This window comes from Vibrio sp. E150_011 (assembly GCF_053544015.1).
The window spans coordinates 1-26,023 of record NZ_JBHFOL010000015.1 but is presented as its reverse complement, the minus strand read 5'-3'; the positions used below and the strand labels follow the sequence as shown (position 1 = coordinate 26,023).

The following is a 26,023-nucleotide window of genomic DNA, read 5'->3' as shown; positions in this document are numbered from 1 at the left end:
ATCACTCATACCCCGTTCATTATTTCGGGGCAATTTGATTGTTATCTATTTATTTAACAACATATTTTCATTCCACTGCACTGATTAACTATAATCCAAGTTACAATCCTTCTTCCTTATCTTGTAGTGAGCTCGGAATGAAAAAACACGTATTCTTCTTTGATGTAATGCGATGTGTTGCCGCACTTGCGGTCATCATTATCCATGCACTGGGTCCTTATCGTCATGAATTAGGGCAAATCCCAATGGGAGATTGGATGACCGCCATTACGTTTAATGGCTTTAGTCGTTGGGCTGTACCGGTGTTCATTTTGATTACAGGTGCATTAATGCTCAGTGATCAACGTCCGTTTAACTTGAAGTATTATCTTTCTCGCAGGCTCGGCAAGGTACTCATTCCCTTCCTTGCTTGGTCGTTATTTTATGCGTATTTATCTGGCTGGACGATCACTGGATTTGACGCCGGTATGGTGAAAGACGTGTTAGCGGAGAGTTATCATCATTCAACGTACTATCACCTTGGCTTTTTCTATTACTTTATCCCTTTATATGCCGCAATTCCTTTTCTGCAAATCTTAGTTCGTCGTTATGACGATACGGCCTTGTATGCACTCACTGGGGTGTGGTTGCTCACTACTTTGTTATTCTTAATGCGGATTGATGGACCTTGGAGCGAACAGTTTTGGCTTTATATGGGACTGTTACCGTTAGGCTACATCTTATTCCAGAAGCTACCTATTAATAACACCACGGTGATGATAGCGCTGATTCTTGGATTAGGGGGGATGGCGTTAGGGACATACATGGTGATAGAGAACAGCATTGCGGCTGATCGTTACTCGGTTGGACGCTGGTTTTCCTACAAAACCACCAATACCATTTTTGCTGCTAGCATGGTTTTTGTGTTGGCAAAAGCCTATGCTGACCGTATCACAGGGACATTCAAAACGGTTGTGAGCTTTATTAGTCAACACAGCCTAGGGATTTACATTCTTCATCCACTCTTTTTGTGGCCAATGAATGAGCTAGCACTGCATCAAGGCCACCCCATCATAATGATTCCATTATGGGTTGCAATCAGTGGCAGCTGTGCCTTATTCACCAGTTGGTTGCTCTCTCGCAGCACGAAAACACGTTGGCTACTGCCATAAGGCTTGATGGGCTTTCTGCTGAAGGAAGCCCTACTTGCCACCTACGCACACCACATTGAGCAGAGTATTACTTTTTAATGGTGATATTTTGCCGTTAGTAAACAAACCTTTTTGACCATCTCCCCAATACGGCATTTGCATAGGCCATTGTTTATTGTGCATCACTTTGGAGCCGAGTAAATGCTGCCATTCATCGTCCGTCACTAAATGCATATTAAGATCACCACACATCTTGATGGCGGTATGGTAATTGACCCGATTCCATGGCTTATCATGTTCCATATAGAATTGCTGCTGATTGCCTGTTAGGTACGGCACCGCATAGCGTTTTCCTTCAACCTTAGCCTCAAGACGAACCGTTAAAGACGGTGATACTGATGTAGCAAGAGGTTGAATCGATTTCGCTTTGCTGACCGGCTTTTTCTCTTTAACTACAGGTGCAGCAGCTTGCGCGATAGTGTTTGTTTTTTGCTTGGGCTTCGCGCTAGATTTAGGGTATTTTTTTGGTTCGCTCTCTAACGCTCCACCTTTAGAAGCGCCACGCTCAACCTGACGTATAAACGCGTCTTTGTAACCCTTCAAGGCTTTAATCTTCACCAATTCTTTTTGCACGAGTGCCGCATCATGATAGGGACCAATCAGGCATCGCTGACTTTGTCCTTCAGGCTTCATCCAAACATGCGTCGAAATAGCGCCGTACAATACTTTAGCGCTATTCAATGACATCGGTTCATCAAGGATGCCACATTGTATCCAATACAGCGATGTGGACGTTTGCGGTACCGTGCTGCTCCATACCCCTTTCCCGATCGGGCAGCTTTGACCCAAAATAGGAAGCTGTGACATAGAAGGCTGAGACGCATCACAGAGGAACTCTGCGGCAACAACTGGGGTAGAGATGACACTGCACCCTAACAACAAGGCTCCCATGATTGCGCTTATCGGCAGGCAATGTGATCCCTTAACACCATTTAAAGAGCTCATATACATCCTCGAACACTCTAGATAAGACAGGCTAGTTTCCATAAGCGGCACAAATAAAAAGAGCCGCACTTATGTGCGACTCTTAGTGTAGTGAGGATTGGGATTAAAAATCAATCTCTCTGGATCACCCTTTGTAGATTTTCGGGTTAAATACGTCTCTTAACCAGTCGCCTAATAGGTTTACTACTAGAACTAACGTAATCAACACGATGCCAGGGAAGACAGTAATCCACCATGAACCAGAGAAGATGTAGTTAAAGCCAATACTAATCAACGACCCCAATGAAGGTTGGTCAACAGGTAGGCCCAGTCCTAAGAATGATAACGCTGCTTCCGACATAATGGCGTTAGCAATTTGTACTGTCGAAATAACCAAAATTGGCGATAAGCAGTTTGGTAGGATATGGCGGAACATGATTTTTGGTGCTTTGAAGCCCATCACTCGTGCCGCTTCTACGTACTCTTTCTTTTTCTCTGCCAATACAGAGGCACGAATCGTACGAGCATATTGAGGCCATTCCGCCACCCCAATAATAACCACCAGCATCGTCACTGCGTACTGGCTATAAAATTCAGTACCAAAGCTGGCCTTGAATATCGCCGATACAATGATCGCGACCATCATGGTAGAGAATGACAGCTGCACATCGGCAAAACGCATCAAGAAGCTATCGATACGGCCACCAAAGTAACCCGCAGACAAACCAATGATAATGCCTAAGAACAGTTGTAGGCCGACCGCCAGAAAACCAATCGTCAATGAAAGACGTGAACCATAGAGGATCGTTGATAAAATATCACGACCTTGGTCATCGGTCCCCAGTACAAAGTTCGAATCCCCCTCTTCCATCCAAGAAGGAGGAAGCTCTGAGTCCATAATATCAATCGAGCTCAGATCATAGGGATCAGCAGGAGCGATGAGTGGTGCAGATAACGCCAGCACCAAGAAAACCATAAAAATAGTAAAACTCGTCATCGCGACTTTATCGCGCTTAAAGTAGTACAAGAAATCTGATTGCTTAAAACGTTCCCAAGCTGAAGGAACTGTTGCTACATTTGTTTGGCTCATGCTTACGCTCCTTTTCCTGTTAGGTTCACGGTTGGGTTAATCAATCCGTACATCAAATCAACGATGGTGTTTGTCACGACAAAGATCAGGCCAACAAAGATAACGTAAGCCGTGATCAGTGGTGTATCTACACGGTTGATCGCCTCAAGAAAAAGAAAGCCAGTTCCTGGCCATTGGAAAACAGTCTCCGTCAAAATGGTGTAGGCCACCATCGTACCAATCTGAACACCACCCACCGTTAATACAGGGAGCATCGTGTTCTTAAGGGCATGTTGATAATAGATTTTACGAAGAGGTAGCCCTTTTGCTTTAGCAAACTTGATGTATTCAGAGCTCAGTACTTCCAGCATTTCAGAACGAACTAAACGAATAAACAACGGCAACATAATCGAAGCTAATGCAACACATGGCAGCACCAAGTGCTTAATGCCATCAATCGTAAAGAAACCTGACTGCCAGCCCAGTACATTCGCGGTTTCGCCTCGACCAAACGACGGTAACCAACCAAGTTCAATAGAAAAAACGTACATCAACATAATGGCCGTTAAGAAAACCGGAATCGAGATGCCGATACTACTGCCGGCCATGATGAGCTTGGTAAAGAAGCTTTTCGGGTGAATGGCTGAATAGACACCGAGCGGTATCGATAAACAAATTATAATTAACGTCGCGCCGAACACCAACTCGAGGGTTGCTACCAACTTATCGAGAATGACATCCACAGCAGGACGTTTGAAAAAGTATGATGTGCCGAGATCACCTTGCAGTGCCGCACCAATAAAACGAGTGTACTTTGTAGCGAAAGGATCGTTGAGGCCTAACTCATCACGCAGTGCTTGACGCTCTGCTTCCGAAACCGACTGACCTACAAGCTCACGCAGCGGGTCACCCAGATTATCCTGAATGGCAAATGCCACCAAACTGATCACAAACATCACTATCAGTGCCTGAAACAGGCGCTTGACCAGAAACGAAAACATCCCTTGCCCCTTAACTATCCATATGTCTCTGTAACGAGAACTTATTCAGTCTTAATAACCACTTAGTCCGACTGAAATAAAACTAAGTAGTATAAAGCGAACAAAGAGGGGAAGACTTTCCCCTCTTATTAACGTGTACTAAACGTGATTACTCAACCACTAGGTCGCCAAAGTAAGGCATAACCATTGGGTTAACGATGTCTGCCGCTTTCACGTTAGACTTCGCGCCCCACGCTTCACTTTGCCAGTGAAGAGGAACAAATGCGGCATCGTTGTACAACGTTGCTTCAACGCCTTTCAGCATTTCAGCGCGTTTCGCAGGATCCGTTTCTACGTTCGCTGCTTCTACGATTGCATCCATCTCTGGGTTTGAGTAGTGACCACAGTTGTATTGACCACGACCTGTTTCTTCGTTACGAGTCATCGTTAGGAATTCGTTGAAGTTCGCTGAATCTTCTGTATCCGAGTGCCAACCGATCATCATCATGTCTGCAGAACAAAGGTCAAACTCAGGCCAGTACTGTGCTTTTGGTAGCGTTTTAAGATCCACTTTAATGCCAATCTTAGACAGCATTGCCGCCGCCGCTTGCGCTACTTTTGCATCGTTCACGTAACGGTTGTTTGGCGCCATCATAGAAAGCGTAAAGCCGTCTTCGTAGCCCGCTTCTTTCATTAGCTCTTTCGCTTTCTTCACGTCATAACGTGGAACCAGCGCATCATCGTGACCGACATAACCAGCTGGGCTTTGTTGACCTGCGGCTGTTGCAAAGCCTTTCATGATTTTCTTAACGATGCCTTCGTTGTTAATTGCGTGAACAATCGCCTGACGAACGCGCACATCTTTCAGTGCTTCGTTGCTGTTTTGGTTCATTTGGAACGTAATGATACGAGTACCAGGCAGCGTCACAAGATCGATGCCATCAGCCGATGCCACACGTTTGTGGTCATTTGGCGCAACCGGGTGAATCATATCCACACCGCCAGAAAGAAGCGCTGCAACACGTGTTGCATCTTCTTTAATTGGCACGAGCGTTAGTTTATCTACGTTGCCTTTTGACTCGGTATCCCAGTAATCAGCAAAACGTTCAAAATCAACTTTTACGCCTTGCTCACGAGCCGTAACGATAAATGGACCTGTACCAGATACGTGCGTAGAAGCAAATGAGTTACCGTGCTTCACTAGCTCAGACTTGTCTTTACCATCTTCTGTTTTACCTGAATAGAACTTGCTATCCATTGGGAAAATGTACGTTGCCGTTTGCAGCACAAGTGGGTAAGGACCTTTTGTTACTAGGTCAAATGTGTAGTCGTCAACCTTAACAATTTTTTCGTATGGGTCGAAGATAGCTTTGAAGTCTGGAGAGTTTTGTAGGCGGTCGAACGTCCAAACGACATCGTCAGCCGTCAACGCATTACCTGAGTGGAACTTAACACCTTTACGAAGATTGAATCGAACCGTCGTATCGTTAACACGCTCCCAGCTTTCTGCTAGGCGAGGTTCAAAATCCATGTCTTGGGTAAAACGAACTAGTGGGTCAAACACCATGTGTGACATTTGCAGTGTACCACCAGATAATTGCTCATGCGGGTCTAGTGATACTGGGTCAGCAGCGTAACCAACCTTGATGTCTGCTGCTAATGTATTAAAGCTCAGGCCTGCGGCCATTAGCGCCACTGCTAATTTGCTTTTCATGGTTCTCATATTTGCATAACTCCTTCATGCGGGGATCCGGATCCCGTAATTGTTGTGTTTGCTTCTGTTATCAAGTCCCGTAAGGGATTTCTTATTGGCTTACGCCGTTTTTGCTGTGTCTTCTCTTAAGCCCTTAAACTCAGGCATTAAGGAAATCAAATGCTGGCTGTATTCATGCTGTGGGTCGGAAAACAACTGCTCGGTCGGCGCGACCTCAAGTAGCGTACCCATTTGCATCACACCTACCCTGTCGCACATCTGGCGAATAACCGGTAAGTCATGACTGATAAACAGCATGGTCAGATTAAGCTCTTGTTGTAAGTCTTTTAATAGATTCAAGATTTGTGCCTGAACGGATACGTCTAACGCCGAAGTCGGCTCATCACAAATCAAAAGTCTTGGGCGAGTGGCTAATGCACGAGCAATGGAGATACGCTGACGCTGTCCACCAGAGAATTCATGCGGGTATTTCACGCCAGCCATTTTTCCCAGTCCCACATGCTGCAGCAGGTCATCCACAACCTGTTTCGTTTCATTCTCATTCGCGGTGAGCTTATGAAAACGAATCGGTTCAGCAACAATATCGTAGACTTTCATACGAGGGTTCATCGATGTGTACGGGTTTTGGAATACCATTTGCATCTGACGACGCATAGGGCGACGTTCTTTCTCAGATTTTAAACCAGTAAGATCAATGCCTTCGAAGCTAACTTTGCCCGCATCCGGTGCATAAAGCCCCGCAATGATGCGTGCGATGGTCGATTTACCTGAGCCCGACTCACCAACCAAGCCAAACGTTTCACCCTCGTGAACCTCAAAGCTGACATTATTCGAGGCTTGAACATACTCACGACGGCTCTCAAACAAAGAATCTTTGGTAATAAAACGTAGGTTCACGTTCTCGACATTAAGCAATGGACCAGTATATTCACGCTGATCCTGGCTTTGTCCTAACCAGTGATTCTTAATATCAAGTGGTTCCATCTCTTTTGCATCTTCGATGTAACTCACCAATGGGAAACGCCCCAGCTTAACATCAGAACGAGGTACCGCTGATATAAGGCTACGAGTGTAGGAATGATCTGGGTCACCCAACACTTTAGCGGTCGGACCAAATTCGACTAGGTCACCACGGTACATAACCGCAACACGGTCGGTGACGTTAGATACCACACCCATATCATGCGTAACCAGCATACAACCTACGTTGTTTTTGATGCATAACTCACGAATCAAACCCAATATTTGGTCTTGAATCGACACATCTAACGCCGTCGTTGGCTCATCGGCAATAATAAGGTCAGGTTCGCCTGCTAAGGCAATCGCGATAACCACGCGCTGTCTCATACCACCAGAAAACTGATGTGGATACTGTTTAAGACGGTTTTCTGGTTGTGGGATACCCACTTGATTCATGAGGTTGAGTGAGCGTTCATAGGCTTCATCATCCGAGACATCCATATTGGCATGGATCGTTTCTTTTAACTGCTGCTCAACCGTAAAAAGCGGGTTTAGAGAGGTCATCGGGTCTTGAAAGATAAATCCTATCTTAGAACCACGAACTTTACGCATGGCTTCCGGTGAAAGCCCTGATATTTTTTCACCATCCAAGAACACGTCACCAGCGGCAACAACACCTGGAGGAGAAAGCAAATCGATGACAGCGTTACCCACTGTTGATTTGCCCGCACCCGATTCCCCAACCACACCAACTATTTCACCGCGCTCAACATTGAACGACAAAGATTTAACCGCGGCATGTACCCCATGGCGGGATGGGTATTCGATACGAAGATTTTTTACTTCTAATAATGACATTACCAGACCTCTACTGCTTTGGCAGTTTTCTGCCCCTGTCTGCAAAACTGAATCCATTCGTAGACAGCATTTTCTGCTGACTATTTATAAGGGCATCAATTTGGCAAACATTTCACAGAAAAGCAACAAAAATAGGATAAAAATTCGAGATCAAGCAAATACAAAGCAGTATGAGTACATATATATGCAGTTTTATTACATATAGTAGTGCTTCAAACCAGTTAAAAAGTTGATACTAGCTCCGAAAAATGTGCAGCAAAACGAAAATAAAACGCCATACTTCACGTTATTAACAATATTTATGACCATTAAGTATCGCATAGTTATTCCACCACACATTTAACACAATAAAAACATAAACATAAAATCACTCCGTAATTCAGTACTAAAACCTAGATTAATACAACGGTATTACATGTTACCGCTCATATAGTCTAATAAATTAGCATTTTACTCCGTGTTTATTTGCAACATGTCACTTCACAAGTTTTTAAATAAAAATCTGCATTTTGTGTAAAAAACAGCGTTAACGCCTATTTCTCATCAAAAGAGAATCGTGTAAATGTTATTCACTTGATTAAAGTTCACACAAATAACTTATTATTTTCGCGAGTAAATTACTCTATACCACTAGCATCGGTTACTATCACCACTGTCATCTTTCAATAAGCCTCTGACATCCGACGATACATCAAAGGAAAAAATAGACTCTACTTTCCCCCAAAGCTGCTCTCCCGCAATAAATAAAGCCACGATGAAAGTCACATCGCAAATAACGCCGATTACCAGCTTAGATTCAACCCAGTCTGACGATAAAACTGGCAGATAAAACAGCACAATATTCATGAGTGGCCCAACAAAAATCATTATTGCTAGTCCCGTGTAATAACCCAATTTGGTCGATTTGCGCTGCGGTTTAAGCTTTAATATTTTTTCTACGACCCAGTTTTTAATAGCAAGCAATCGCCCTTTACCAAGTAACATCACGGCAGCAAGCGTTGCCAGTTCTGGCACCCCAAAGATCATCGCCCCGCTAAGTAACGCTTTTGAGCCGCTACCAATTTTTAAGATAGAAATCACCGGAATCAATAAGGGGCTAGCACAGGCAATAACCAACATCAACACGCCTAAAAATAGCCGCATGTTATCGACAAGCCGACCTCGATACATCGTTATTTTTTTGTTCATTGTCACCACCAAAACAGCCCCGGCTATACAGCCAGAGCATCAGGAAAGGTTAGCTAAGAAAGTTCTCGGCGAGTAACCGATATTTTACAGCGGATACCACCACACAACTTCGCATGATATTTGAAGGGGACAGTCACCGGTGTAATACCTTTTTTTGCTAGTTGCTGACAAAGTTGCGTCGCTTCCTCTGGAACTAAAATATGCTTTTTATCAAGCATCACAGCACAGGGGCCAGTAGCGAGCGCTTCTGCTCTGTTGACCCAAATCACATCAAAGTCACGCATAAATTCAGGTAGCCCATTTGGGAACGACGCTTCATATGCAATGACCAATTTAGGCCCAGCAACACACATCACGGCGAATAGATGATGAATGCCCACGTCAGGAAGGTTGATAATACCAACCTGATAGCCATCATGCTCAAGCATACGTTTGACCCATTCAGCTCCACGCTGATTGGTGGAGGAAGGACCTGTAGATACTAAGACTCGTCCGTCACCCAAGTTAAGCACATCCCCACCTTCATAGACATAATCCCGCGACATCGTCGGTCTCGGCGCGGTGTAGTGTAAGATATTGTTGTCGTTGTCGATAAATGGTTGATGCAGCTCTCTGACTGGCGCTATGCTTGCCCAAGCGATGTCGCTTGCCCATACATTCTCTAGCACATTCCGCCCCACGACCCACAGCGGCTCCGCAGCGAATATTTGAGTAAACACAGTAGAATTTTGGCAAAATTGTATTTCACTTTCGGATGCACCTCGAGCATGAAGTACGTTCACATCAAAGCGCTGTAGTGCTTTTGCCAAGGCTTGCGTTTCACTCTTTAAGCCTGCGAGATAGTTTGGGTAAGCATCCGATAATAGCTGCCCGCCCGCTTTATCACACATTTCAAATAACTCAGGTTGCATGATACTTTGGTACGTGGCCTTAATATCGTCGGTTAATTTAGGCAAGCGCATATTGTCACTATGACCCACAATGACCTCTCGCAGTTTCCCATAGAGGTTAAATTCGCCATAGCTGTCCTGAGTTTCAGCTGGTACATGTATTTTTTGACTTACGCTTAATTTGGACATGCTATCTCTCCGATCAAGGTGATTTAAAGATAGAGAGTCCCTTCTCCAATGAACGAGTTAAGCGTATCGAATCAAAGACGGCTTCAAAAATCAGTGTCTGAAACAAAACAGAACCAAGGTGCCGAGAGTACTGCCTTCCACAGGAAAAGATTAAGAAGAGGGAGCGGTTTTCTTACGCACCACCACTTGATAATGAATGCTGCTTCCATGTTCATCACCGATTTCAACGCCGGCTTCACTATTCACTTCAGTGATCATCGTAGGTAAAACGAGCTGGTTGTGGTCTTGTGGGTAGCTTAGTGACTGCTCGACCACGACAAAGTGTAATGTGGCTATATCGTCACTCACACTCGATTGGCTATACAATATGACTTCTGTTATCTCATTTAGCTTAATGACTTGTCTATCTTGCAGCCCTATCTCAACCTTGCCTTGATAGACACCACGGATCATCAAATTCAATTCCGCGATATATTGAGCATTGACACGAGGGGAGGTAATAATCATCACCATTACCGCTAAGCGCATGACTACTCTGAGCATATTTACACTCCTTTTTCATTATGTGCTAAGTGAGACTAAAGGGTTCTCAATGAAAGTAAATATAGAGTCTGTCAGCGTTTTATGATTCTTAAAACGACGTGTCAACCGCAAAGGACTGACTTACTTGGTGTATTTTTCCCACCAGCTTCAACTCATTATTAGCGTCACTTTGCCATATCAGGTGATAGCCTATTTTCGCCGACTCTCGCTTGGTAAGTACTAACTCGTGCCCCGAAAGCGACGCCTCAACATCCCCTTTTGGCAACCAACCAACACCATAAAACTCGCGCATAGCAGTTAACATATCTTGAGGTTTATTGAAGGACATTGCGTTTAACGAGCTAATGGTCTCCGGGAGCCATAACGGCTGCCCCTGACTTCCGTGAACAAACATCTGTCGATGTGATCGCCCTGACTGATCTGGCGCTTTTACTTCAACGAATTCACGCAAACCAACAGATTTATATTTAAGGTGAGTAGGTAAGTGCTTAAATGGGAGAGTGATCGCCATGTCGACGTCTTGTTGTATCAATAATTTCTGTGTTGTGTATGTATCGACTCGAAATAAGTCCAAACTACGCAATGGATTTTCTCGTAGCAGTAGCAGCGAAACCTCTACCACCTCATAAAAAGACAGACCGTAGTCAAAACACACTCTCAATTTTTTGACACTACTTCGGCTAGAAAACACATCCGTTAGCTCCAAGATATTCACTAATTCTGTCGCCCGCTTTAAAAAACGCTCCCCAAAGCTACTCAACTTTACCGGTCGACTTCCCGGAGCAAACAATTCACCGTCAAGACTAAGCTCTAAGCGCCTAATACTCGCGGTGATAGCAGGCTGAGATTTCCCTAAAGCACGAGCGGCACTTCTCATGCTGCCATGATGTGCAACAGCAACAAATGTTCGGATCTGATCAATCGTCATGCCAGTCCCCCTTGTTGTTGGGATTTTTGCATGGCCCAGCCATTAAGCTTTTCTAGCAATTCACTTGTCGCGAGGTGATCACTCCAGAACACTAAGACTCCCCATGCAGCCTTTAAATGAGGCTCATCCTTAACACTCATTGTCTCTGTTAAATCTATATTGCCGTGAACAGAGGATAAATGGCTCGGTACGTTAGCCAAAATAGCCGAAGCCAGATGGTGATCGCTGACTCGAATTTGCCATGGGCAGGGATAATCAAAGCGCTTATAAATGGGTACATCGACTCGATTTGGATGTGAAAGAGACACCTGTGGCAAGCTTAACAACTGACCACTATCCAAACGAAGTGGACCATCAAAAGAGTCAAGCTGTAGGCTACTCGTCACTAAATAGCTTTCTATATGACCCATTGAAAGAAAGTTACTCGCCTCTGGCCAAGGCAAATCTGCTAACGTCACAATCCAGTCTAAACGCTGCTGATTAAACGCGGTTATGAGCTCGTCACTTGGCAACGAATAAAACTGGCAGCGAACATCAAGCTCCAGCACTCTCGATAGCAGCTCTTTCATCCAATGCCTTGGCAAATGGCTATCGATACCGATGGATACTTGACTCGGTGATACTTGGGCTGCTGAGTTCTTTAACTCATAGTAACTCGCCACTACCGCCTCAGCCCAAGGCAGTAATGCTTGCCCCTTCTCTGACAACTGGCGCTTTGCCGTATTCTCAACAAATAACCGCCCCCAATGGGCTTCAAGACTTTGAATTGCCAACGTAACCGGACCATGGGTTTTGCCCAACTTTTCTGCCGCAGCAACCACAGAGCCTACCTGAGCAACGGCGACGAAACTTTCTAGCTGTTCGATAGATGCCAAGTGATAACTCTTTTAAACCATACGTCGTGAATATTAGTTTATCAAAGATAATTAACATACACACAGCTTTCAAGGAGTGGGCTTATTTTTGCTGAGATATCAGGTACGGAGCGCTTTGATCATTTAGCACTGTAGTAAACGAATTGAATAAGGGTCACCATGAACATCAATGCAATCAGAGCTTTTGTCATTACCACCGAACTTGGGTCTATCTCGGCTGCAGCTAAAGCCATGAACAAAGGTCGCGTCCAAGTCAGTCAATGGATAGCAAATCTTGAACTCGACTGGGGAATTGAACTGTTTGACCGTGCGGGTCATAAACCGGTACTCACAGAGCAAGGGCAAGCACTTCTAGATAAAGCATCATCCATCCTAAGACTGTCTGAAAAGTTAGAATCGCAAGTCGAGAAAATTAACGGTTCCGGCACGGATCGAATTCGGCTGGGGATCACAACTTTTATCGATCCAAAGATAGTTTCTCTTCTCATTCAAGAATTGCACGAAATAGAACCCGGCATAGGGATTCAAATTGATTTTGCCACCTGTGATGATCTAATGGCTTCTGACCAGTACGACTTCATTATCAGCCACTACCCCTATAGTGGCATTGGACAATGGGAGTTTATGAGTGTTACCCAACGTCAATTTGTTTCTGTCTGCGCGCCAGGGCATCCCATAGCTCAACTCGATGAAGTATCAACAGAGCAGCTTAGTCACCACCTCTCGATTGCGATTACCCAACAACAAAATGAATCAGTGTGGGGTAACTATAAGTTTGAGCTCTTATCCGTCAATAACCTCGCCACTGCCAAGCAGCTAGTCAAAGATGGTATTGGTTGGACTAGCATTGACCAAGATTCAATTAAAAATGAGCTCAATCACAATCAACTGGTCATCATCAATCATCGCGAGGCCATTCAGCGCAGCAAGTTTGGTCTGGGATATCGTGACTCTGAGCACGCACTCGGTATCCGAGAAATCATCTACAACGTGCTCTGCCAGCATGTTTAGTGCGAGCCCCGTCTCTGTATCAAACCTGAACAGTGTCTGATTTTTGAATGGCAGCACGTTTAAATATGATACGCACCGACATACACCACAAGGTCAAAAGACCAAACTTTAAACGAGGAAAGTATGAAAAAAGTAATGTTAAAAACCGCCACAGCTCTAGCCTTAGCAACCGCTATCTCTGCACCAGCTTTAGCATCCGGTGATTCTGGCTTCTATGTGGGTACATATTTGGGTGCAATGTCAGCCTCAAACACAGATACATCCCCCATTGATCAACCTATCCACCCAGGCACAAGCACAAGCACTGATTATAAAGTTAAAGGCAATTTTCGCTCACTAGGCCTTAAGGCAGGTTATGACTTTAACTCAATGTTTGGAGCCGAACTTCGCCATAGTCGTGACAGTGGGAAGGTAGAGAAAAATGGACAAGGTTTAGCTGTCGACCATCAAACGGGGATTTACGGAAAAATGAAGTTTAATATCTCTGACAGCATTGAGCTTTATAGTCTAGCTGGTGTTAATAACATTCGATTAAAGCACGCAGGCTTTGCTGAAAACAGCAATAAAAAAACCATTAACTCATTCTCGTACGGTATAGGTGCTCAGTACAACTTCACCAACTCTCTCGGTGCGAACGTTGAAGTGATGAAGCTATCCAGCCACAAGCACTTTGACGCCCAGTCCATTAACCTAGGCCTTAACTACAAATTCTAACTCCCGACCTAGCCAAGTTTGCAAGGATGCAACTTGTGTCGTTAGGTATCACTCTTCTAGCTCTCATCCTTATCCCACTGTCATCCATACCTTTTTACTATTCCACACTAACACCTCAATCGATGGCCACAACCAAGCGGCTAGCCTCTAAGACTACTTAAAGCGATGTGACGGGGCTTAGCGTATCGTTTCTTTCCCCCGCTTCCTCATTAAGTTACAGACGAAAAAAAGCCTCGTCTTTCGACGAGGCTTTTAAAGGTGGTCGGTGAAGAGGGATTCGAACCCCCGACCCTCTGGTCCCAAACCAGATGCGCTACCAAGCTGCGCTATTCACCGACAAAGTTTTCTACGATATGATCGTAAGAGGAAGCGAATGCTACCTAATTAATGGGGTGGCTAACGAGATTCGAACTCGCGACCACCGGAATCACAATCCAGGGCTCTACCAACTGAGCTATAGCCACCACTAATTTTGCTTTGCTAAAGCACTAAGCTTTAACTGAAATAGTGGTCGGTGAAGAGGGATTCGAACCCCCGACCCTCTGGTCCCAAACCAGATGCGCTACCAAGCTGCGCTATTCACCGACAATGTTCTTTCGAACGTTTCGTCCCGACTGTAACAATCGAAACTGGAAACCGAGGTTACCAAATAATGGGGTGGCTAACGAGATTCGAACTCGCGACCACCGGAATCACAATCCAGGGCTCTACCAACTGAGCTATAGCCACCATTATATCTTTCGCCAATTTGTTATTCCGGATGGCGCGCCTGAAAGGATTCGAACCTTCGACCTTTGGCTCCGGAGGCCAACGCTCTATCCAGCTGAGCTACAGGCGCATGCCCTATCGGCGGAGAGGAATAATACGGATATCACACTATGGCGTAAAGCACTTTTTCACTTTTTTTTATTGATTGCCGCCTTTTTCAGCAGTTATTGCCCAGAAAGAACAACTATGCGATGTGATTCACCCCGTGAAGCTGAAAACTTGTTGTTTATTGCAACAAGTTAACAGGATATAATCACCCAATATTTACATTGATTTAACAGCCGTTAAGTCTCAATGCAGAATAACAACGTAAAATCATAAGAACCCAAGCAAGCAACGACTTGCCACCTTTGGATAGTAAAGTGAGTTTAATGGATATGTCTCGTCAAATCTTAACGGTGTTGTGCGCCGCTCTAACTTTTTCTACCGCCAGTTTTGCGGCGGATGTCAATCAAGCTGAATACGATGCTATTGCAGAGCGTATTAAACCTGTAGGTAATGTTTACCTAGCAGGCAGTGAGCCAGTGGCGGCAGAGCCTACTGGCCCTCGTGACGGCGCTGCGGTTTATGGCATGTTTTGTACGGCCTGTCACTCTACAGGTATCAGTGACGCGCCTAAGACAGGGGATGCGGGCGATTGGGGTCCACGTATTGCACAGGGTAAAGATGTCTTACTCGACCACGCCATCAAAGGCTTTAATGCGATGCCTGCTAAAGGAACGTGTATGGACTGCTCTGATGATGAAATATCAGATGCAATCGAGCATATGATCGCCGGTTTATAATCCAAGTATTATAAAAAGGGCACCCAACAGGGTGCCCTTTATCGTCACTTGCCTAGATGACAGTCAGAACTGTCATCATTTTTTATTGAACATTGCTCGAATGTTCGCAATATGTGTTTGCCCTTTCTCCATTCGCTCTTCTTGAGAGACCGGCTTCTTAGTTTGCTCCCAATCAATATCATCAAACGGCAGTTCATCTAAAAATCGACTATGTTCTGGCTTAATTAACTCACCATATTGCCTTCTTTCTTTGCACAATGAGAACGTGAGCTCTTTCTGGGCTCGAGTGATTCCTACGTACATCAAACGTCGCTCTTCTTCGACGTTCTCCTCATCAATACTGGTTTGATGAGGGAGAATACCCTCCTCAGCACCAAGCAGGTACACATAAGGAAACTCGAGGCCTTTTGAAGAATGCAATGTCATTAGTTGAACTGCATCACTGTCATCATCGTCCTCACCGCGCTCCATCATATCTCGCAACGTTAAACGCTGAACGACTTCCTTCAGTGATTTTTCTTCTTTGTCATAATTGTCCCCCTCTAGATCGGCAACAATCCACGAATAAAGGTCGGAAACATTCTTCATTCGCATCTCGGCGGCTTTCGCGCTAGAAGACGTTTCATACAGCCAATCTTCATACTTAATATCACGCACGAGTGATCGCACAGCCTCCACGGTGTTACCACGTTCAGAGTTATCGGCAATCGCCACAATCCATTGCGTAAATCGTCGAAGATTTTCCAACCCTCGACCTGATAAGTGCTGCTCTAGACCCAACTCAAAACTGGCCTCGAATAAGCTTTTACCGCGCATGTTGGCATAACTACCCAATTTCTGTAATGTCACCGGGCCAATCTCACGACGTGGCGTATTAACGATACGTAAAAATGCGTTGTCATCAGCAGGGTTCACCAACACCCGCAAGTACGCCATGATGTCTTTTATCTCCGCGCGTGCAAAAAACGATGTCCCACCAGAGATCTTGTAAGGCACTCGGTTTTGCATCAAGACTTTCTCAATGAGTCTAGACTGATGATTGCCACGATATAGAATGGCGTAATCTCTGTAGTTCGTTCGATTCACAAAACGATGACCAATCAATTCACCAGTAATACGTTCTGCTTCATGGTCTTCATTTTTTGCCTTCAGTACTTTTAACTTTTCACCGTCCGGTATTTCTGAAAACAGTGATTTTTCAATAATATGCGGATTGTTCGCAATTAATATATTGGCTGCACGAAGGATCCGACTGGTCGAGCGATAGTTCTGCTCTAGCTTGACGACCTTTAAGCTTGGGTAATCTTTGCTTAATAAAATAAGGTTTTGAGGTTTCGCTCCGCGCCAAGAATAAATTGATTGATCATCATCGCCTACGACCGTGAATCGTGAACGTTCACCTACTAGCAATTTGACCAATTCATATTGGCTTGTATTAGTGTCTTGGTATTCATCAACCAACAAATATTGAATTTTCTTTTGCCAACGCTGGCGAACTTCTTCATTGTTTTTCAATAACACAACGGGCATGGCGATCAGGTCGTCAAAATCAAGGGCGTTGTACGCTTTCATCTGCTCCAAGTACATGTCATAGCAAAATGCGAACAGTTGTTCCTGCTCTGAACGGGCGATGCCTTTAACATGTTCGGCGGACAACATGTCATTTTTCCAATTCGATATACAGCTCATCAATGACCGTAGTAAGTCTTTATCTCCCTCTAATTGATCCTCAGTTAACTCCTTAAGCAGGGCCAACTGATCTTGGTCGTCAAATAGTGAAAAGCCAGCCTTAAGACCAAGCGCCTTATACTCTCGGCGAATGATATTCAGGCCCATGGTATGGAATGTAGAAACCAACAATCCCTTAGACTCGTGCTTGCCTAACGTTTGGCCGACACGCTCTTTCATTTCTCGCGCGGCTTTATTTGTAAACGTCACGGCAGCGATATTTCGAGCCTTGTATCCACAGTTTTGTACTAAATGCGCTATCTTATTAGTAATAACACGTGTTTTCCCCGACCCTGCGCCGGCAAGAACAAGACAAGGTCCAGAGACATATTTTACAGCCATATCTTGCTGTGGATTCAGCTTCATTGATGTACTCACTACTACGGATTTGTAACGGGCACATAATAGCCCCCTAATAGATAAGATGCCACGCCATGGCTGACTTTCTTTATTTCTATAGGAAATACTTTAAAAATAAGTTGCATAAATATAGGGTAATTGCTTTATAATGAATGAACGTTCATTCACTAATGCGGATGATTGATGAATACATTGAATCAAAATGATAAACGCCTACAAATACTCGAAGCCGCTCAAAAAATGGTGGCGGAAGTGGGTATCCAAGGTATATCTATGAAAAAACTAGCCGATGAAGCAGGCGTCGCAGCGGGCACTATTTATCGATATTTTGATGATAAAGACCACTTACTTGAAGAACTTCGACTATATGTTGTCTCATGTATGGCCAAAGCGGTTCAGCTAGGTGTTGATGCTGATAAACCACTCAAGGTTCAATATCGTACCATGTGGTTGAATATTTGGCGGCTTGCTGCATCGAATTTTAACTCGATGCAGACGCGCGCTCAGTATGATTCCATTCCGTCGAAGAATAGTGCGGAGACTCGGGAACAAGAACGTAAATTGTTTTCCCAAGTAGACAATCTATTCAGCGAAGGAAAGAAACAAGGGGTTTTCAAAGACCTCGACAATGAAATCCTTTCGGGTTTGAGCTTAGAGGCTAGCGTATCGCTAGCGAGGAAGCACGCTCTCGGACTATATCAACTGGATGAGAATGCGCTGGAATCAGCGATTGAAGCCAGTTGGGATGCAATAATTAAACACTAATTTGGAGTTTTCAACAGAATGAAAAAGTGGACATTTTTCATGCTTCTTATCGCCGTGCTACTTTTCGGTAGCGTGATAGGATTTAACATGTTTAAACAGCAAAAAATTGCTGAATACCTTGCCAATCGACCAGAACCGGAGTTTCCGGTCACGGCAACTACAGTGAAATCTGTTGATTGGGTACCAGTCATCGAGGTCATTGGTTTTGTTGAACCTAACCAAGGGGTAACTCTAACAACAGAAACTAGCGGTGTTATCGATAGCATTTCATTTACTTCAGGGTCGCAAGTTGAGGTAGGTCAAGAATTGGTCAAGCTAGATTCTGACGTTGAAAAGGCCAACCTGAAAAGCGCTGAAGCTCGTTTACCAGCAGCACAAGCTAAATATAAACGCTATCAAGGACTGTATAAGAAAGGCTCGATCTCTCGAGAGTCATACGATGAGGCTGAAGCTAACTTTTTCTCTTTGTCTGCTGATATTGAAAGCCTAAAAGCCTCGATTGATCGCCGTGAAATCAAAGCACCATTTTCTGGTGTCGTTGGTATTCGTAATGTATTTCTAGGTCAATATCTTCAGCCAAGCGATAAGATCGTCCGTTTGGAAGATATCAGTGTCATGAAGCTTCGTTTTACTGTTCCACAGACAGATTTCTCTAGAATCTCGATTGGGCAGGATGTTGATATATTCGTTGACGCTTACCCTGACCAGCCATTCAAGGGAGCAATCAGCGCGATTGAACCCGCCGTCAGTATTCAAAGTGGTTTGATTCAGGTACAAGCTGATATTCCAAACAACGATGGACGCTTGCGTAGTGGCATGTTTGCACGAGCAAATATCATTTTGCCGAAGCTTGAAAATCAGGTCACGCTACCACAAACAGCAATAACATTTACTCTCTACGGTGACAATGTCTACATTGTTGAAGATGTTGATGGTGAAAAACGCGTTAAGCAACAAGTCATCAAAGTAGGTGAACGTACCGGCGATATTGCTCACATCCTCGAAGGGGTAAAAGCCGACGATATCGTGGTGACATCTGGTCAAGTCCGCTTGAACAATGACGCAAAAGTGCGTGTTGTTGAAAGTGACGCGACTGTACCACCTGCTAAAACACCGATGCTGTAATTGGAGGCGAAATGCGTTTTACTGATATTTTCATAAAACGTCCTGTTCTTGCGGTATCAATCAGCTTTTTGATTGCCTTGCTTGGTCTACAAGCGGTTTTCAAAATGCAGGTTCGTGAATACCCAGAAATGACGAATACAGTCGTAACCGTTACGACCAGCTATTACGGAGCGAGTGCCGATTTGATTCAGGGGTTTATTACCCAGCCCTTGGAACAAGCCGTCGCGCAAGCCGATAATATTGATTACATGACATCGCAGTCTGTATTAGGACAATCGACGATCACCGTCACGATGAAGCTTAATACCGACCCCAATGCAGCTTTGTCTGACATTCTGGCGAAAACCAACTCCGTGCGTTCTCAGCTTCCTAAAGAAGCAGAAGATCCAACGGTAACGATGTCTACGGGTTCAACGACGGCGGTACTCTACATTGGTTTCACCAGTGACGAGCTAGCATCTAGTCAAATCACCGACTACCTAGAGCGCGTGATTAACCCTCAGCTCTTTACGGTAAACGGCGTATCAAAAGTAGACATGTATGGTGGTATGAAATACGCACTTCGTGTCTGGCTCGACCCATTAAAAATGGCGGCCTTGAAGCTAACGGCAACGGATATTATGAGTGTCCTCAATGCCAATAACTACCAATCAGCCGCGGGTCAAGCGACCGGTGAATTTGTACTTTACAACGGCAGCGCTGACACACAAGTGTCCAATACTGAAGAGTTAAGTAACCTAGTCGTAATGGCGGATGATGGCGAAGTCACTCGTCTTGGTGACATTGCTAAAGTCACACTAGAAAAAAGTCATGATGTCTATCGAGCAAGTGCAAATGGTCAAGAGGCAGTCGTTACCGCGATCAATGCAGCCCCAAGCGCAAACCCGATTAACATAGCGGCAGATGTTCTAGAGCTTCTTCCTCAACTAGAGAAGAACTTGCCAAGTAACATCAAAATGAACGTCATGTATGACTCCACAGTGGCGATTAATGAATCTATTCAGGAAGTAATCAAGACCATTTTAGAAGCGGCACTCATCGTTCTTGTGGTAATTACGTTATTCTTGGGATCATTCCGTGCTGTATTAATTCCGATCGTAACGATTCCACTATCATTGATTGGCGTTGCCATGGTGATGCAAGCTATTGGGTTCTCTTGGAACTTAATGACTTTGCTCGCAATGGTGCTAGCAATCGGTCTTGTTGTTGATGATGCGATTGTCGTACTGGAGAACGTTGACCGTCACATAAAATTGGGCGAGTCACCATTCCGAGCTGCGATCATCGGTACACGTGAAATTGCGGTTCCGGTCATTGCTATGACATTAACGCTGGGTGCAGTTTATGCGCCGATCGCATTAATGGGCGGCATAACAGGTTCTTTGTTTAAAGAGTTTGCATTAACACTTGCTGGGGCGGTATTTATTTCCGGTATCATCGCGTTGACACTGTCTCCGATGATGTGTTCTAAGCTACTCAAAGCCAATGAAACGCCAAGCAAATTCGAAGTAAAGGTTCATCAAATCTTAGATAAGATGACCGCTCGCTACGAGAAGATGCTATCTGCGGTTATGTTGCATCGCCCTGTGATCATCGCATTTGCTGTGATTGTATTCGCAAGCTTACCTTTGTTGTTCAAATTCATCCCAAGTGAACTTGCGCCATCAGAGGATAAAGGGGTAGTAATGTTGATGGGTACAGGTCCATCTAACGCTAACCTCGACTACTTGCAAAACACAATGAACGATGTAAATGCGATTTTAACCGAGCAACCTGAAGTTCAATTTGCTCAAGTGTTTACTGGTGTGCCTAACTCAAACCAAGCGTTCGGTATCGCTTCTATGGTTCCTTGGAGCCAACGTGAAGCAAGCCAAGCTGAAGTGGCCAACCGTGTCGGTCAACTCGTCAGCAACGTCCCTGGTATGGCAGTAACAGCGTTCCAGATGCCTGAGCTTCCAGGAGCGGGCTCTGGTCTACCAATTCAGTTTGTTATTACTACGCCAAACAGCTTTGAAAGCTTATTTACTATTGCTTCTGATGTCTGGACTGATGTACAACAAAATGCGCAATTCGTTTATTCAACACTCGATTTGAATTACGATTCTGCCACGATGAAGATCAATATCGACAAAGACATGGCGGGTGCTTACGGCGTTACCATGCAGGACATAGGTATTACGTTAAGTACTATGATGGCGGACGGTTATGTTAACCGTATCGACTTAAACGGTCGTTCTTATGAGGTTATCCCTCAAGTAGAGCGTAAGTATCGTTTAAACCCTGAGTCGATGAATACTTACTTTGTTCGCTCAGCCAACAATCAAGCGATTCCTCTAGGCAGTTTAATCTCTATCGATGTTGTGGCAGAGCCTCGCTCATTGCCTCACTTTAACCAACTAAACTCTGCAACGGTTGGCGCGGTTCCTGCGCCTGGCGTTGCAATGGGTGATGCCATTACTTGGTTTGAGTCTGTAGCAGAGAACAAACTACCAAACGGTTATAGTCATGATTACATGGGTGAAGCAAGACAATACGTAACAGAAGGAAGCGCGCTATATGCTACCTTTGGTCTTGCACTTGCTATCATCTTCTTGGTTCTCGCGATTCAGTTTGAATCCATCAGAGATCCACTTGTTATCATGGTTTCCGTACCGTTGGCGATCTGTGGGGCCTTGATTGCGCTAGCATGGGGTGCCGCGACGATGAACATATACTCTCAAGTCGGCCTCATCACGCTTGTTGGTCTAATCACCAAGCACGGTATCTTGATCTGTGAAGTAGCAAAAGAAGAGCAACTTCTTAATAAGCTAAGCCGAATGGATGCAGTGAAAGAGGCGGCTAAGGTTCGTTTACGTCCAATACTGATGACAACCGCAGCCATGATCGCAGGTCTAGTTCCATTAATGTACGCCACTGGTGCTGGTGCTGCTCAACGCTTCAGTATCGGTATTGTTATCGTTTCTGGTTTGGCGATCGGTACACTGTTTACCTTGTTTGTTCTTCCGGTTATTTATTCATACCTGGCAGAAAAACATAAGCCATTGCCAACATTTGTTGAAGATAAAGATTTAGAGAAACTAGCACGAATAGATGAGGCCAAAGCGGCTCACAGAGAGCTAGCGGATAATAAATAATTACTTTATTACCAATGATTAAACTCTAAAGGCCACATTGTGGCCTTTTTTATTATGCAAATTAGGGACAATCTCGAGTGAATTACATAAAATAGAAGTAATTGCACAGGAGCTAATTGAAATGTTTGATCCAAAGAAACTAGAACAGATTGCCAGACAAATACACGACTCGATGCCACAGCCTGTCAAGGAACTCGGTACAGATGTTGATCAGAAGGTTCGCCAAGTCATCCAAGGCCAACTGAATAAACTTGATGTCGTTAGCCGTGAAGAATTTGATGTTCAAACTCAGGTTCTACTTCGCACGCGCCAGAAGCTAACAGAAATGGAACAAAAACTTTCTGAGCTAGAAGCAAAACTTTCTGAAAAATAAAGCGATAGCAACAAAAAAGGCTTACCTTCTGGTAAGCCTTTTTTTCATCACACTGTGATATTAACCACCAACGGCAATGCGTTGCATGTCTGTCATATAACCACGAAGTTCTTCACCAATATATTCAACAGGGTGATTGCGAACCGTATCGTTAACTTCAATCAACTTACCGTTATCAACCTGATTAGAGGTTTCTGCTAAACCACGGCCGATGACGTCAGTCTCTACGCTTGGCATAAATTTCTCGCGAAGCAATGGTGTAGCAACGTTAGCAAATAGGTAGTTACCGTATTCAGCGGTATCGGAAATAACAACGTTCATTTCGTATAAACGTTTACGAGCAACCGTATTAGCGATAAGCGGTAACTCATGAAGTGACTCATAGTATGCAGACTCGTCAATAATACCTGATGCTGTCATTGCTTCGAACGCCAACTCAACGCCAGCACGAACCATAGCAACCATCAAAATACCGTTATCGAAGTATTCTTGCTCTGAGATTTCAACATCACTTGCTGGGTAGTTTTCAAATGCCGTTTGACCGGTCTCTTCACGCCAACCAAATAGATTCACATCATCGTTTGCCCAATCCGCCATCATCGTGCTTGAGAAGTGACCAGAGATAATGTCATCCATGTGTTTGTTATAAAGTGGACGCATAAGATCTTTTAGTTCTTCAGATAAATCAAACGCTTTAACTTTCGCAGGGTTTGAAAGACGATCCATCATGTGAGTGATGCCACCAAATTTCAGTGCTTCTGTAATCGTTTCCCAGCCAAACTGCAGTAATTTACCTGCATACCCTTCTTCGATACCGTCAGCGATCATTTTTTCATAACAAACAATCGAACCAGCTTGCAGCATGCCACACAAGATCGTTTGCTCACCCATTAGATCGGATTTTACTTCAGCTACAAACGAGGACTCAAGAACGCCAGCTCGGTGTCCGCCCGTTGCTGCAGCCCAAGCTTTAGCGATTTCTAGGCCATCACCTTGAGGGTCATTTTCTGGGTGAACAGCAATAAGAGTTGGAACACCAAATCCACGCTTATATTCTTCACGAACCTCTGTACCAGGACACTTAGGTGCAACCATCACTACCGTTAAGTCTTCGCGGATCTGCATACCTTCTTCAACGATGTTGAAGCCATGTGAATAACCAAGAGAAGCGCCTTGCTTCATAAGCGGCATAACCGTTTCAACAACATTAGAGTGCTGTTTGTCAGGAGTCAGATTGACCACAAGATCAGCTTGCGGAATTAAGTCTTCATAGCTACCAACGACGAAGCCATTGTCTTTCGCATTTTTAAATGACTGGCGCTGCTCATCGATTGCTGCTTGACGAAGTGCATAAGACACATCAAGACCAGAATCACGCATGTTTAGACCTTGGTTTAGGCCTTGCGCACCACAGCCAACAATAACTACTTTCTTTCCTTTCAAGTAATCAGCTTCAGAAGCAAATTCTGAACGGTCCATAAAGCGACAACGACCAAGTTGGTCCAATTGCTGACGTAGATTAAGCGTGTTGAAATAGTTAGCCATAGTGAAGCTCTCCTGTTGAATTCTATCCATAGTGCCGATGATTATCATCGAATGAGTTCATACTAAAGCAGAGTTAAGGTTGCTTAAAGTGAAATATTCACAATTTGTTATTGCAATTAATGCAACTACATTTACTCTAAGTGGTATGAATATAAAAAGTCTGCAAGCTTTTATCCATTTATGCGAGAGTAAAAGCTTTAATCGAACCGCCACTGCAATGCATATTAGTCCGTCAGCACTCAGTCGCCAGATCCAAAAACTAGAACAAGAGGCAGGGCAGAACTTACTTCTTAGAGATAATCGCTCGGTTGATTTGACTCCAGCGGGTCAACAACTACTCCCTGTTGCACTCAATATTATTAGTGAGTGGCAAAAATTTCAGTCGAGCAACGAACTAGGTGAGATGGAACTGAGAGGAAAATTGAGGTTATTTTGCTCCGTAACGGCGAGCTATAGCCACCTTCCAGAGTTACTCGCAGAGTTTCGAGTACTGTATCCATATATTGAGTTTGAGCTGTCGACAGGAGACCCAGCTCAAGCTATTGATAAAGTATTGAATGATGATACTGACATCGCTATTTCAGCCTTTCCAGAGCAGTTACCAGGACGCTTAGCCTTCGAAACTATCAGTGAAATCCCTCTGTCTATTATTGCCCCTCAAGGTATTAGTAATTTTGGGCAGGAATTAATGAGCGGGGCTCCCGATTGGAAAAAAATTCCATTTATTGTCCCTGAAGCTGGAACCGCTCGAGAAAGAGCTAACGCCTGGTTTAAAAAGATGCGCATTAAACCCAATATCTATGCTCAAGTATCTGGCCATGAGGCTATAGTTAGCATGGTTGCACTCGGGTGTGGTGTTGGTATTGCACCAGAAGTTGTGATTGTTAACAGTCCCGTCAGAGACAAAATTCAGCGATTAAAGCTGGAGTCAATTAAGCCATTCAAACTCGGAGTGTGTTGTAAAAAATCTAATCTTGATAATGCATTAATCACTGCATTTTGGAAGGTTGCACAGCAGATTTACATACAACCTAATTCTGGCTTTCGTTCTTAAGCCGAATAAGGTTTATTCTTTTAAAAAATCAACAAAAAAGGCTCTGACCAAAAAGTCAGAGCCTTTAGAAAATGGCAGGGGTGGAGAGATTCGAACTCCCAACACGCGGATTTGGAATCCGCTGCTCTGCCAATTGGAGCTACACCCCTAGTTTGAACCTTCAACATATTCTATTTAATTAAAAATCTCAATACGTTAGATTCAAAAAAACCTCGCAAAGCGAGGTTTCTTGAATAAATGGCGGAGTGGACGGGACTCGAACCCGCGACCCCCGGCGTGACAGGCCGGTATTCTAACCAACTGAACTACCACTCCGCAGTGGCTTACTCGCTATTGCAAGTGTCCATAAATTA

21 protein-coding genes and 7 tRNA genes are annotated in these 26,023 nt (G+C 44.4%); 9 read left to right on the top strand and 19 right to left on the bottom strand.

What is annotated here, in order from left to right; genetic code table 11:
- Positions 1-137 precede the first annotated feature (137 nt).
- Entirely contained in the window at positions 138-1,151 is a 1,014-nt protein-coding gene (locus ACE1OE_RS18845) for an acyltransferase (RefSeq protein WP_449211943.1), read from the top strand.
- Between the two features lie 30 nt (positions 1,152-1,181).
- On the opposite strand, the gene ACE1OE_RS18840 is transcribed toward ACE1OE_RS18845, so the two are convergent.
- From ACE1OE_RS18840 to ACE1OE_RS18795, 10 genes are all read right to left on the bottom strand, one after another.
- Positions 1,182-2,135, bottom strand: a complete 954-nt coding sequence (locus ACE1OE_RS18840) for an SPOR domain-containing protein (protein ID WP_449211942.1) — start codon at positions 2,133-2,135, stop codon at positions 1,182-1,184.
- A 124-nt stretch (positions 2,136-2,259) separates the two neighbouring features.
- On the bottom strand, positions 2,260-3,204 hold the full coding sequence (locus ACE1OE_RS18835; RefSeq protein ID WP_102470853.1) for an ABC transporter permease: 945 nt from the start codon (positions 3,202-3,204) through the stop codon (positions 2,260-2,262).
- A 2-nt stretch (positions 3,205-3,206) separates the two neighbouring features.
- Positions 3,207-4,184: an ABC transporter permease gene (locus ACE1OE_RS18830; protein WP_102470852.1), complete on the bottom strand. Its 978-nt coding sequence runs from the start codon at positions 4,182-4,184 to the stop codon at positions 3,207-3,209.
- A gap of 148 nt (positions 4,185-4,332) precedes the next feature.
- Positions 4,333-5,886, bottom strand: coding sequence for an ABC transporter substrate-binding protein (locus tag ACE1OE_RS18825; RefSeq protein ID WP_102470851.1), 1,554 nt, complete (start codon positions 5,884-5,886; stop codon positions 4,333-4,335).
- A gap of 90 nt (positions 5,887-5,976) precedes the next feature.
- Positions 5,977-7,695, bottom strand: coding sequence for a dipeptide ABC transporter ATP-binding protein (locus tag ACE1OE_RS18820; RefSeq protein ID WP_449211941.1), 1,719 nt, complete (start codon positions 7,693-7,695; stop codon positions 5,977-5,979).
- 630 nt (positions 7,696-8,325) lie between these two features.
- Entirely contained in the window at positions 8,326-8,883 is a 558-nt protein-coding gene (locus ACE1OE_RS18815; protein WP_449211940.1) for a hypothetical protein, read from the bottom strand.
- Positions 8,884-8,936: 53 nt separating this feature from the next.
- Positions 8,937-9,962 carry a hypothetical protein gene (locus ACE1OE_RS18810; RefSeq protein ID WP_449211939.1) on the bottom strand — a complete coding sequence of 342 codons (1,026 nt, stop codon included), beginning with the start codon at positions 9,960-9,962 and terminating at the stop codon, positions 8,937-8,939.
- A 150-nt stretch (positions 9,963-10,112) separates the two neighbouring features.
- Positions 10,113-10,505: a hypothetical protein gene (locus ACE1OE_RS18805; protein ID WP_449211938.1), complete on the bottom strand. Its 393-nt coding sequence runs from the start codon at positions 10,503-10,505 to the stop codon at positions 10,113-10,115.
- 88 nt (positions 10,506-10,593) lie between these two features.
- Positions 10,594-11,433 (bottom strand): LysR family transcriptional regulator, encoded by an 840-nt coding sequence (locus ACE1OE_RS18800; RefSeq protein WP_449211937.1) that lies wholly within the window; start codon positions 11,431-11,433, stop codon positions 10,594-10,596.
- Entirely contained in the window at positions 11,430-12,308 is an 879-nt protein-coding gene (locus ACE1OE_RS18795; RefSeq protein WP_449211936.1) for a LysR family transcriptional regulator, read from the bottom strand. The genes ACE1OE_RS18800 and ACE1OE_RS18795 overlap by 4 nt, the downstream gene beginning before the upstream one ends.
- A 159-nt stretch (positions 12,309-12,467) precedes the next feature.
- On the opposite strand from ACE1OE_RS18795, the gene ACE1OE_RS18790 reads away from it, so the two are divergent.
- Positions 12,468-13,319 carry a LysR family transcriptional regulator gene (locus ACE1OE_RS18790; protein ID WP_449211935.1) on the top strand — a complete coding sequence of 284 codons (852 nt, stop codon included), beginning with the start codon at positions 12,468-12,470 and terminating at the stop codon, positions 13,317-13,319.
- A 123-nt stretch (positions 13,320-13,442) separates the two neighbouring features.
- Positions 13,443-14,033, top strand: coding sequence for a porin family protein (locus ACE1OE_RS18785; RefSeq protein WP_449211934.1), 591 nt, complete (start codon positions 13,443-13,445; stop codon positions 14,031-14,033).
- Between the two features lie 259 nt (positions 14,034-14,292).
- On the opposite strand, the gene ACE1OE_RS18780 is transcribed toward ACE1OE_RS18785, so the two are convergent.
- The 5 genes from ACE1OE_RS18780 to ACE1OE_RS18760 all read right to left on the bottom strand — a co-directional run bounded on the left by ACE1OE_RS18780 (position 14,293) and on the right by ACE1OE_RS18760 (position 14,871).
- Positions 14,293-14,369 (bottom strand) — tRNA-Pro (locus ACE1OE_RS18780).
- Positions 14,370-14,421: 52 nt separating this feature from the next.
- A tRNA-His gene (locus ACE1OE_RS18775) sits at positions 14,422-14,497 on the bottom strand.
- A gap of 44 nt (positions 14,498-14,541) precedes the next feature.
- A tRNA-Pro gene (locus tag ACE1OE_RS18770) sits at positions 14,542-14,618 on the bottom strand.
- 68 nt (positions 14,619-14,686) lie between these two features.
- Positions 14,687-14,762, bottom strand: a tRNA-His gene (locus ACE1OE_RS18765).
- A gap of 32 nt (positions 14,763-14,794) precedes the next feature.
- Positions 14,795-14,871, bottom strand: a tRNA-Arg gene (locus tag ACE1OE_RS18760).
- A 301-nt stretch (positions 14,872-15,172) separates the two neighbouring features.
- Here ACE1OE_RS18760 and ACE1OE_RS18755 point away from each other — a divergent pair.
- Positions 15,173-15,586 (top strand): c-type cytochrome, encoded by a 414-nt coding sequence (locus ACE1OE_RS18755; protein WP_372060237.1) that lies wholly within the window; start codon positions 15,173-15,175, stop codon positions 15,584-15,586.
- 75 nt (positions 15,587-15,661) lie between these two features.
- Here ACE1OE_RS18755 and rep read toward each other — a convergent pair whose 3' ends face one another.
- Positions 15,662-17,680, bottom strand: coding sequence for a DNA helicase Rep (gene rep, locus ACE1OE_RS18750; RefSeq protein ID WP_102470848.1), 2,019 nt, complete (start codon positions 17,678-17,680; stop codon positions 15,662-15,664).
- 177 nt (positions 17,681-17,857) lie between these two features.
- On the opposite strand from rep, the gene ACE1OE_RS18745 reads away from it, so the two are divergent.
- The 4 genes from ACE1OE_RS18745 to ubiK all read left to right on the top strand — a co-directional run bounded on the left by ACE1OE_RS18745 (position 17,858) and on the right by ubiK (position 23,071).
- Entirely contained in the window at positions 17,858-18,439 is a 582-nt protein-coding gene (locus ACE1OE_RS18745) for a TetR/AcrR family transcriptional regulator (protein ID WP_449211933.1), read from the top strand.
- 18 nt (positions 18,440-18,457) lie between these two features.
- Positions 18,458-19,564, top strand: a complete 1,107-nt coding sequence (locus ACE1OE_RS18740) for an efflux RND transporter periplasmic adaptor subunit (RefSeq protein WP_102470846.1) — start codon at positions 18,458-18,460, stop codon at positions 19,562-19,564.
- An 11-nt stretch (positions 19,565-19,575) separates the two neighbouring features.
- Positions 19,576-22,698, top strand: coding sequence for a multidrug efflux RND transporter permease subunit (locus ACE1OE_RS18735; protein WP_102470845.1), 3,123 nt, complete (start codon positions 19,576-19,578; stop codon positions 22,696-22,698).
- A 121-nt stretch (positions 22,699-22,819) separates the two neighbouring features.
- Positions 22,820-23,071, top strand: coding sequence for a ubiquinone biosynthesis accessory factor UbiK (gene ubiK, locus ACE1OE_RS18730; RefSeq protein WP_102470844.1), 252 nt, complete (start codon positions 22,820-22,822; stop codon positions 23,069-23,071).
- Positions 23,072-23,131: 60 nt separating this feature from the next.
- On the opposite strand, the gene ilvC is transcribed toward ubiK, so the two are convergent.
- The gene (gene ilvC / locus ACE1OE_RS18725; protein ID WP_372060239.1) at positions 23,132-24,616 is read right to left on the bottom strand and encodes a ketol-acid reductoisomerase; all 1,485 of its coding nucleotides are present in this window, start codon (positions 24,614-24,616) and stop codon (positions 23,132-23,134) included.
- A gap of 145 nt (positions 24,617-24,761) precedes the next feature.
- On the opposite strand from ilvC, the gene ilvY reads away from it, so the two are divergent.
- Positions 24,762-25,670, top strand: a complete 909-nt coding sequence (gene ilvY, locus ACE1OE_RS18720) for an HTH-type transcriptional activator IlvY (protein ID WP_102470934.1) — start codon at positions 24,762-24,764, stop codon at positions 25,668-25,670.
- 72 nt (positions 25,671-25,742) lie between these two features.
- On the opposite strand, the gene ACE1OE_RS18715 is transcribed toward ilvY, so the two are convergent.
- Both ACE1OE_RS18715 and ACE1OE_RS18710 read right to left on the bottom strand, forming a co-directional pair.
- Positions 25,743-25,819: transfer RNA gene (locus ACE1OE_RS18715), tRNA-Trp, on the bottom strand.
- Positions 25,820-25,908: 89 nt separating this feature from the next.
- Positions 25,909-25,985 (bottom strand) — tRNA-Asp (locus tag ACE1OE_RS18710).
- Positions 25,986-26,023: the final 38 nt, after the last annotated feature.

What these genes read in the sequence shown, in the direction of transcription:
- ACE1OE_RS18845 (WP_449211943.1), top strand. Translation starts at nt 138, where the DNA reads ATGAAAAAACACGTATTCTTCTTTGATGTAATGCGATGTGTTGCCGCA.
- ACE1OE_RS18840 (WP_449211942.1), bottom strand. Translation starts at nt 2,135, where the DNA reads ATGAGCTCTTTAAATGGTGTTAAGGGATCACATTGCCTGCCGATAAGC.
- ACE1OE_RS18835 (WP_102470853.1), bottom strand. Translation starts at nt 3,204, where the DNA reads ATGAGCCAAACAAATGTAGCAACAGTTCCTTCAGCTTGGGAACGTTTT.
- ACE1OE_RS18830 (WP_102470852.1), bottom strand. Translation starts at nt 4,184, where the DNA reads ATGTTTTCGTTTCTGGTCAAGCGCCTGTTTCAGGCACTGATAGTGATG.
- ACE1OE_RS18825 (WP_102470851.1), bottom strand. Translation starts at nt 5,886, where the DNA reads ATGAGAACCATGAAAAGCAAATTAGCAGTGGCGCTAATGGCCGCAGGC.
- ACE1OE_RS18820 (WP_449211941.1), bottom strand. Translation starts at nt 7,695, where the DNA reads ATGTCATTATTAGAAGTAAAAAATCTTCGTATCGAATACCCATCCCGC.
- ACE1OE_RS18815 (WP_449211940.1), bottom strand. Translation starts at nt 8,883, where the DNA reads ATGAACAAAAAAATAACGATGTATCGAGGTCGGCTTGTCGATAACATG.
- ACE1OE_RS18810 (WP_449211939.1), bottom strand. Translation starts at nt 9,962, where the DNA reads ATGTCCAAATTAAGCGTAAGTCAAAAAATACATGTACCAGCTGAAACT.
- ACE1OE_RS18805 (WP_449211938.1), bottom strand. Translation starts at nt 10,505, where the DNA reads ATGCTCAGAGTAGTCATGCGCTTAGCGGTAATGGTGATGATTATTACC.
- ACE1OE_RS18800 (WP_449211937.1), bottom strand. Translation starts at nt 11,433, where the DNA reads ATGACGATTGATCAGATCCGAACATTTGTTGCTGTTGCACATCATGGC.
- ACE1OE_RS18790 (WP_449211935.1), top strand. Translation starts at nt 12,468, where the DNA reads ATGAACATCAATGCAATCAGAGCTTTTGTCATTACCACCGAACTTGGG.
- ACE1OE_RS18785 (WP_449211934.1), top strand. Translation starts at nt 13,443, where the DNA reads ATGAAAAAAGTAATGTTAAAAACCGCCACAGCTCTAGCCTTAGCAACC.
- ACE1OE_RS18755 (WP_372060237.1), top strand. Translation starts at nt 15,173, where the DNA reads ATGGATATGTCTCGTCAAATCTTAACGGTGTTGTGCGCCGCTCTAACT.
- rep (WP_102470848.1), bottom strand. Translation starts at nt 17,680, where the DNA reads ATGAAGCTGAATCCACAGCAAGATATGGCTGTAAAATATGTCTCTGGA.
- ACE1OE_RS18745 (WP_449211933.1), top strand. Translation starts at nt 17,858, where the DNA reads ATGAATACATTGAATCAAAATGATAAACGCCTACAAATACTCGAAGCC.
- ACE1OE_RS18740 (WP_102470846.1), top strand. Translation starts at nt 18,458, where the DNA reads ATGAAAAAGTGGACATTTTTCATGCTTCTTATCGCCGTGCTACTTTTC.
- ACE1OE_RS18735 (WP_102470845.1), top strand. Translation starts at nt 19,576, where the DNA reads ATGCGTTTTACTGATATTTTCATAAAACGTCCTGTTCTTGCGGTATCA.
- ubiK (WP_102470844.1), top strand. Translation starts at nt 22,820, where the DNA reads ATGTTTGATCCAAAGAAACTAGAACAGATTGCCAGACAAATACACGAC.
- ilvC (WP_372060239.1), bottom strand. Translation starts at nt 24,616, where the DNA reads ATGGCTAACTATTTCAACACGCTTAATCTACGTCAGCAATTGGACCAA.
- ilvY (WP_102470934.1), top strand. Translation starts at nt 24,762, where the DNA reads ATGAATATAAAAAGTCTGCAAGCTTTTATCCATTTATGCGAGAGTAAA.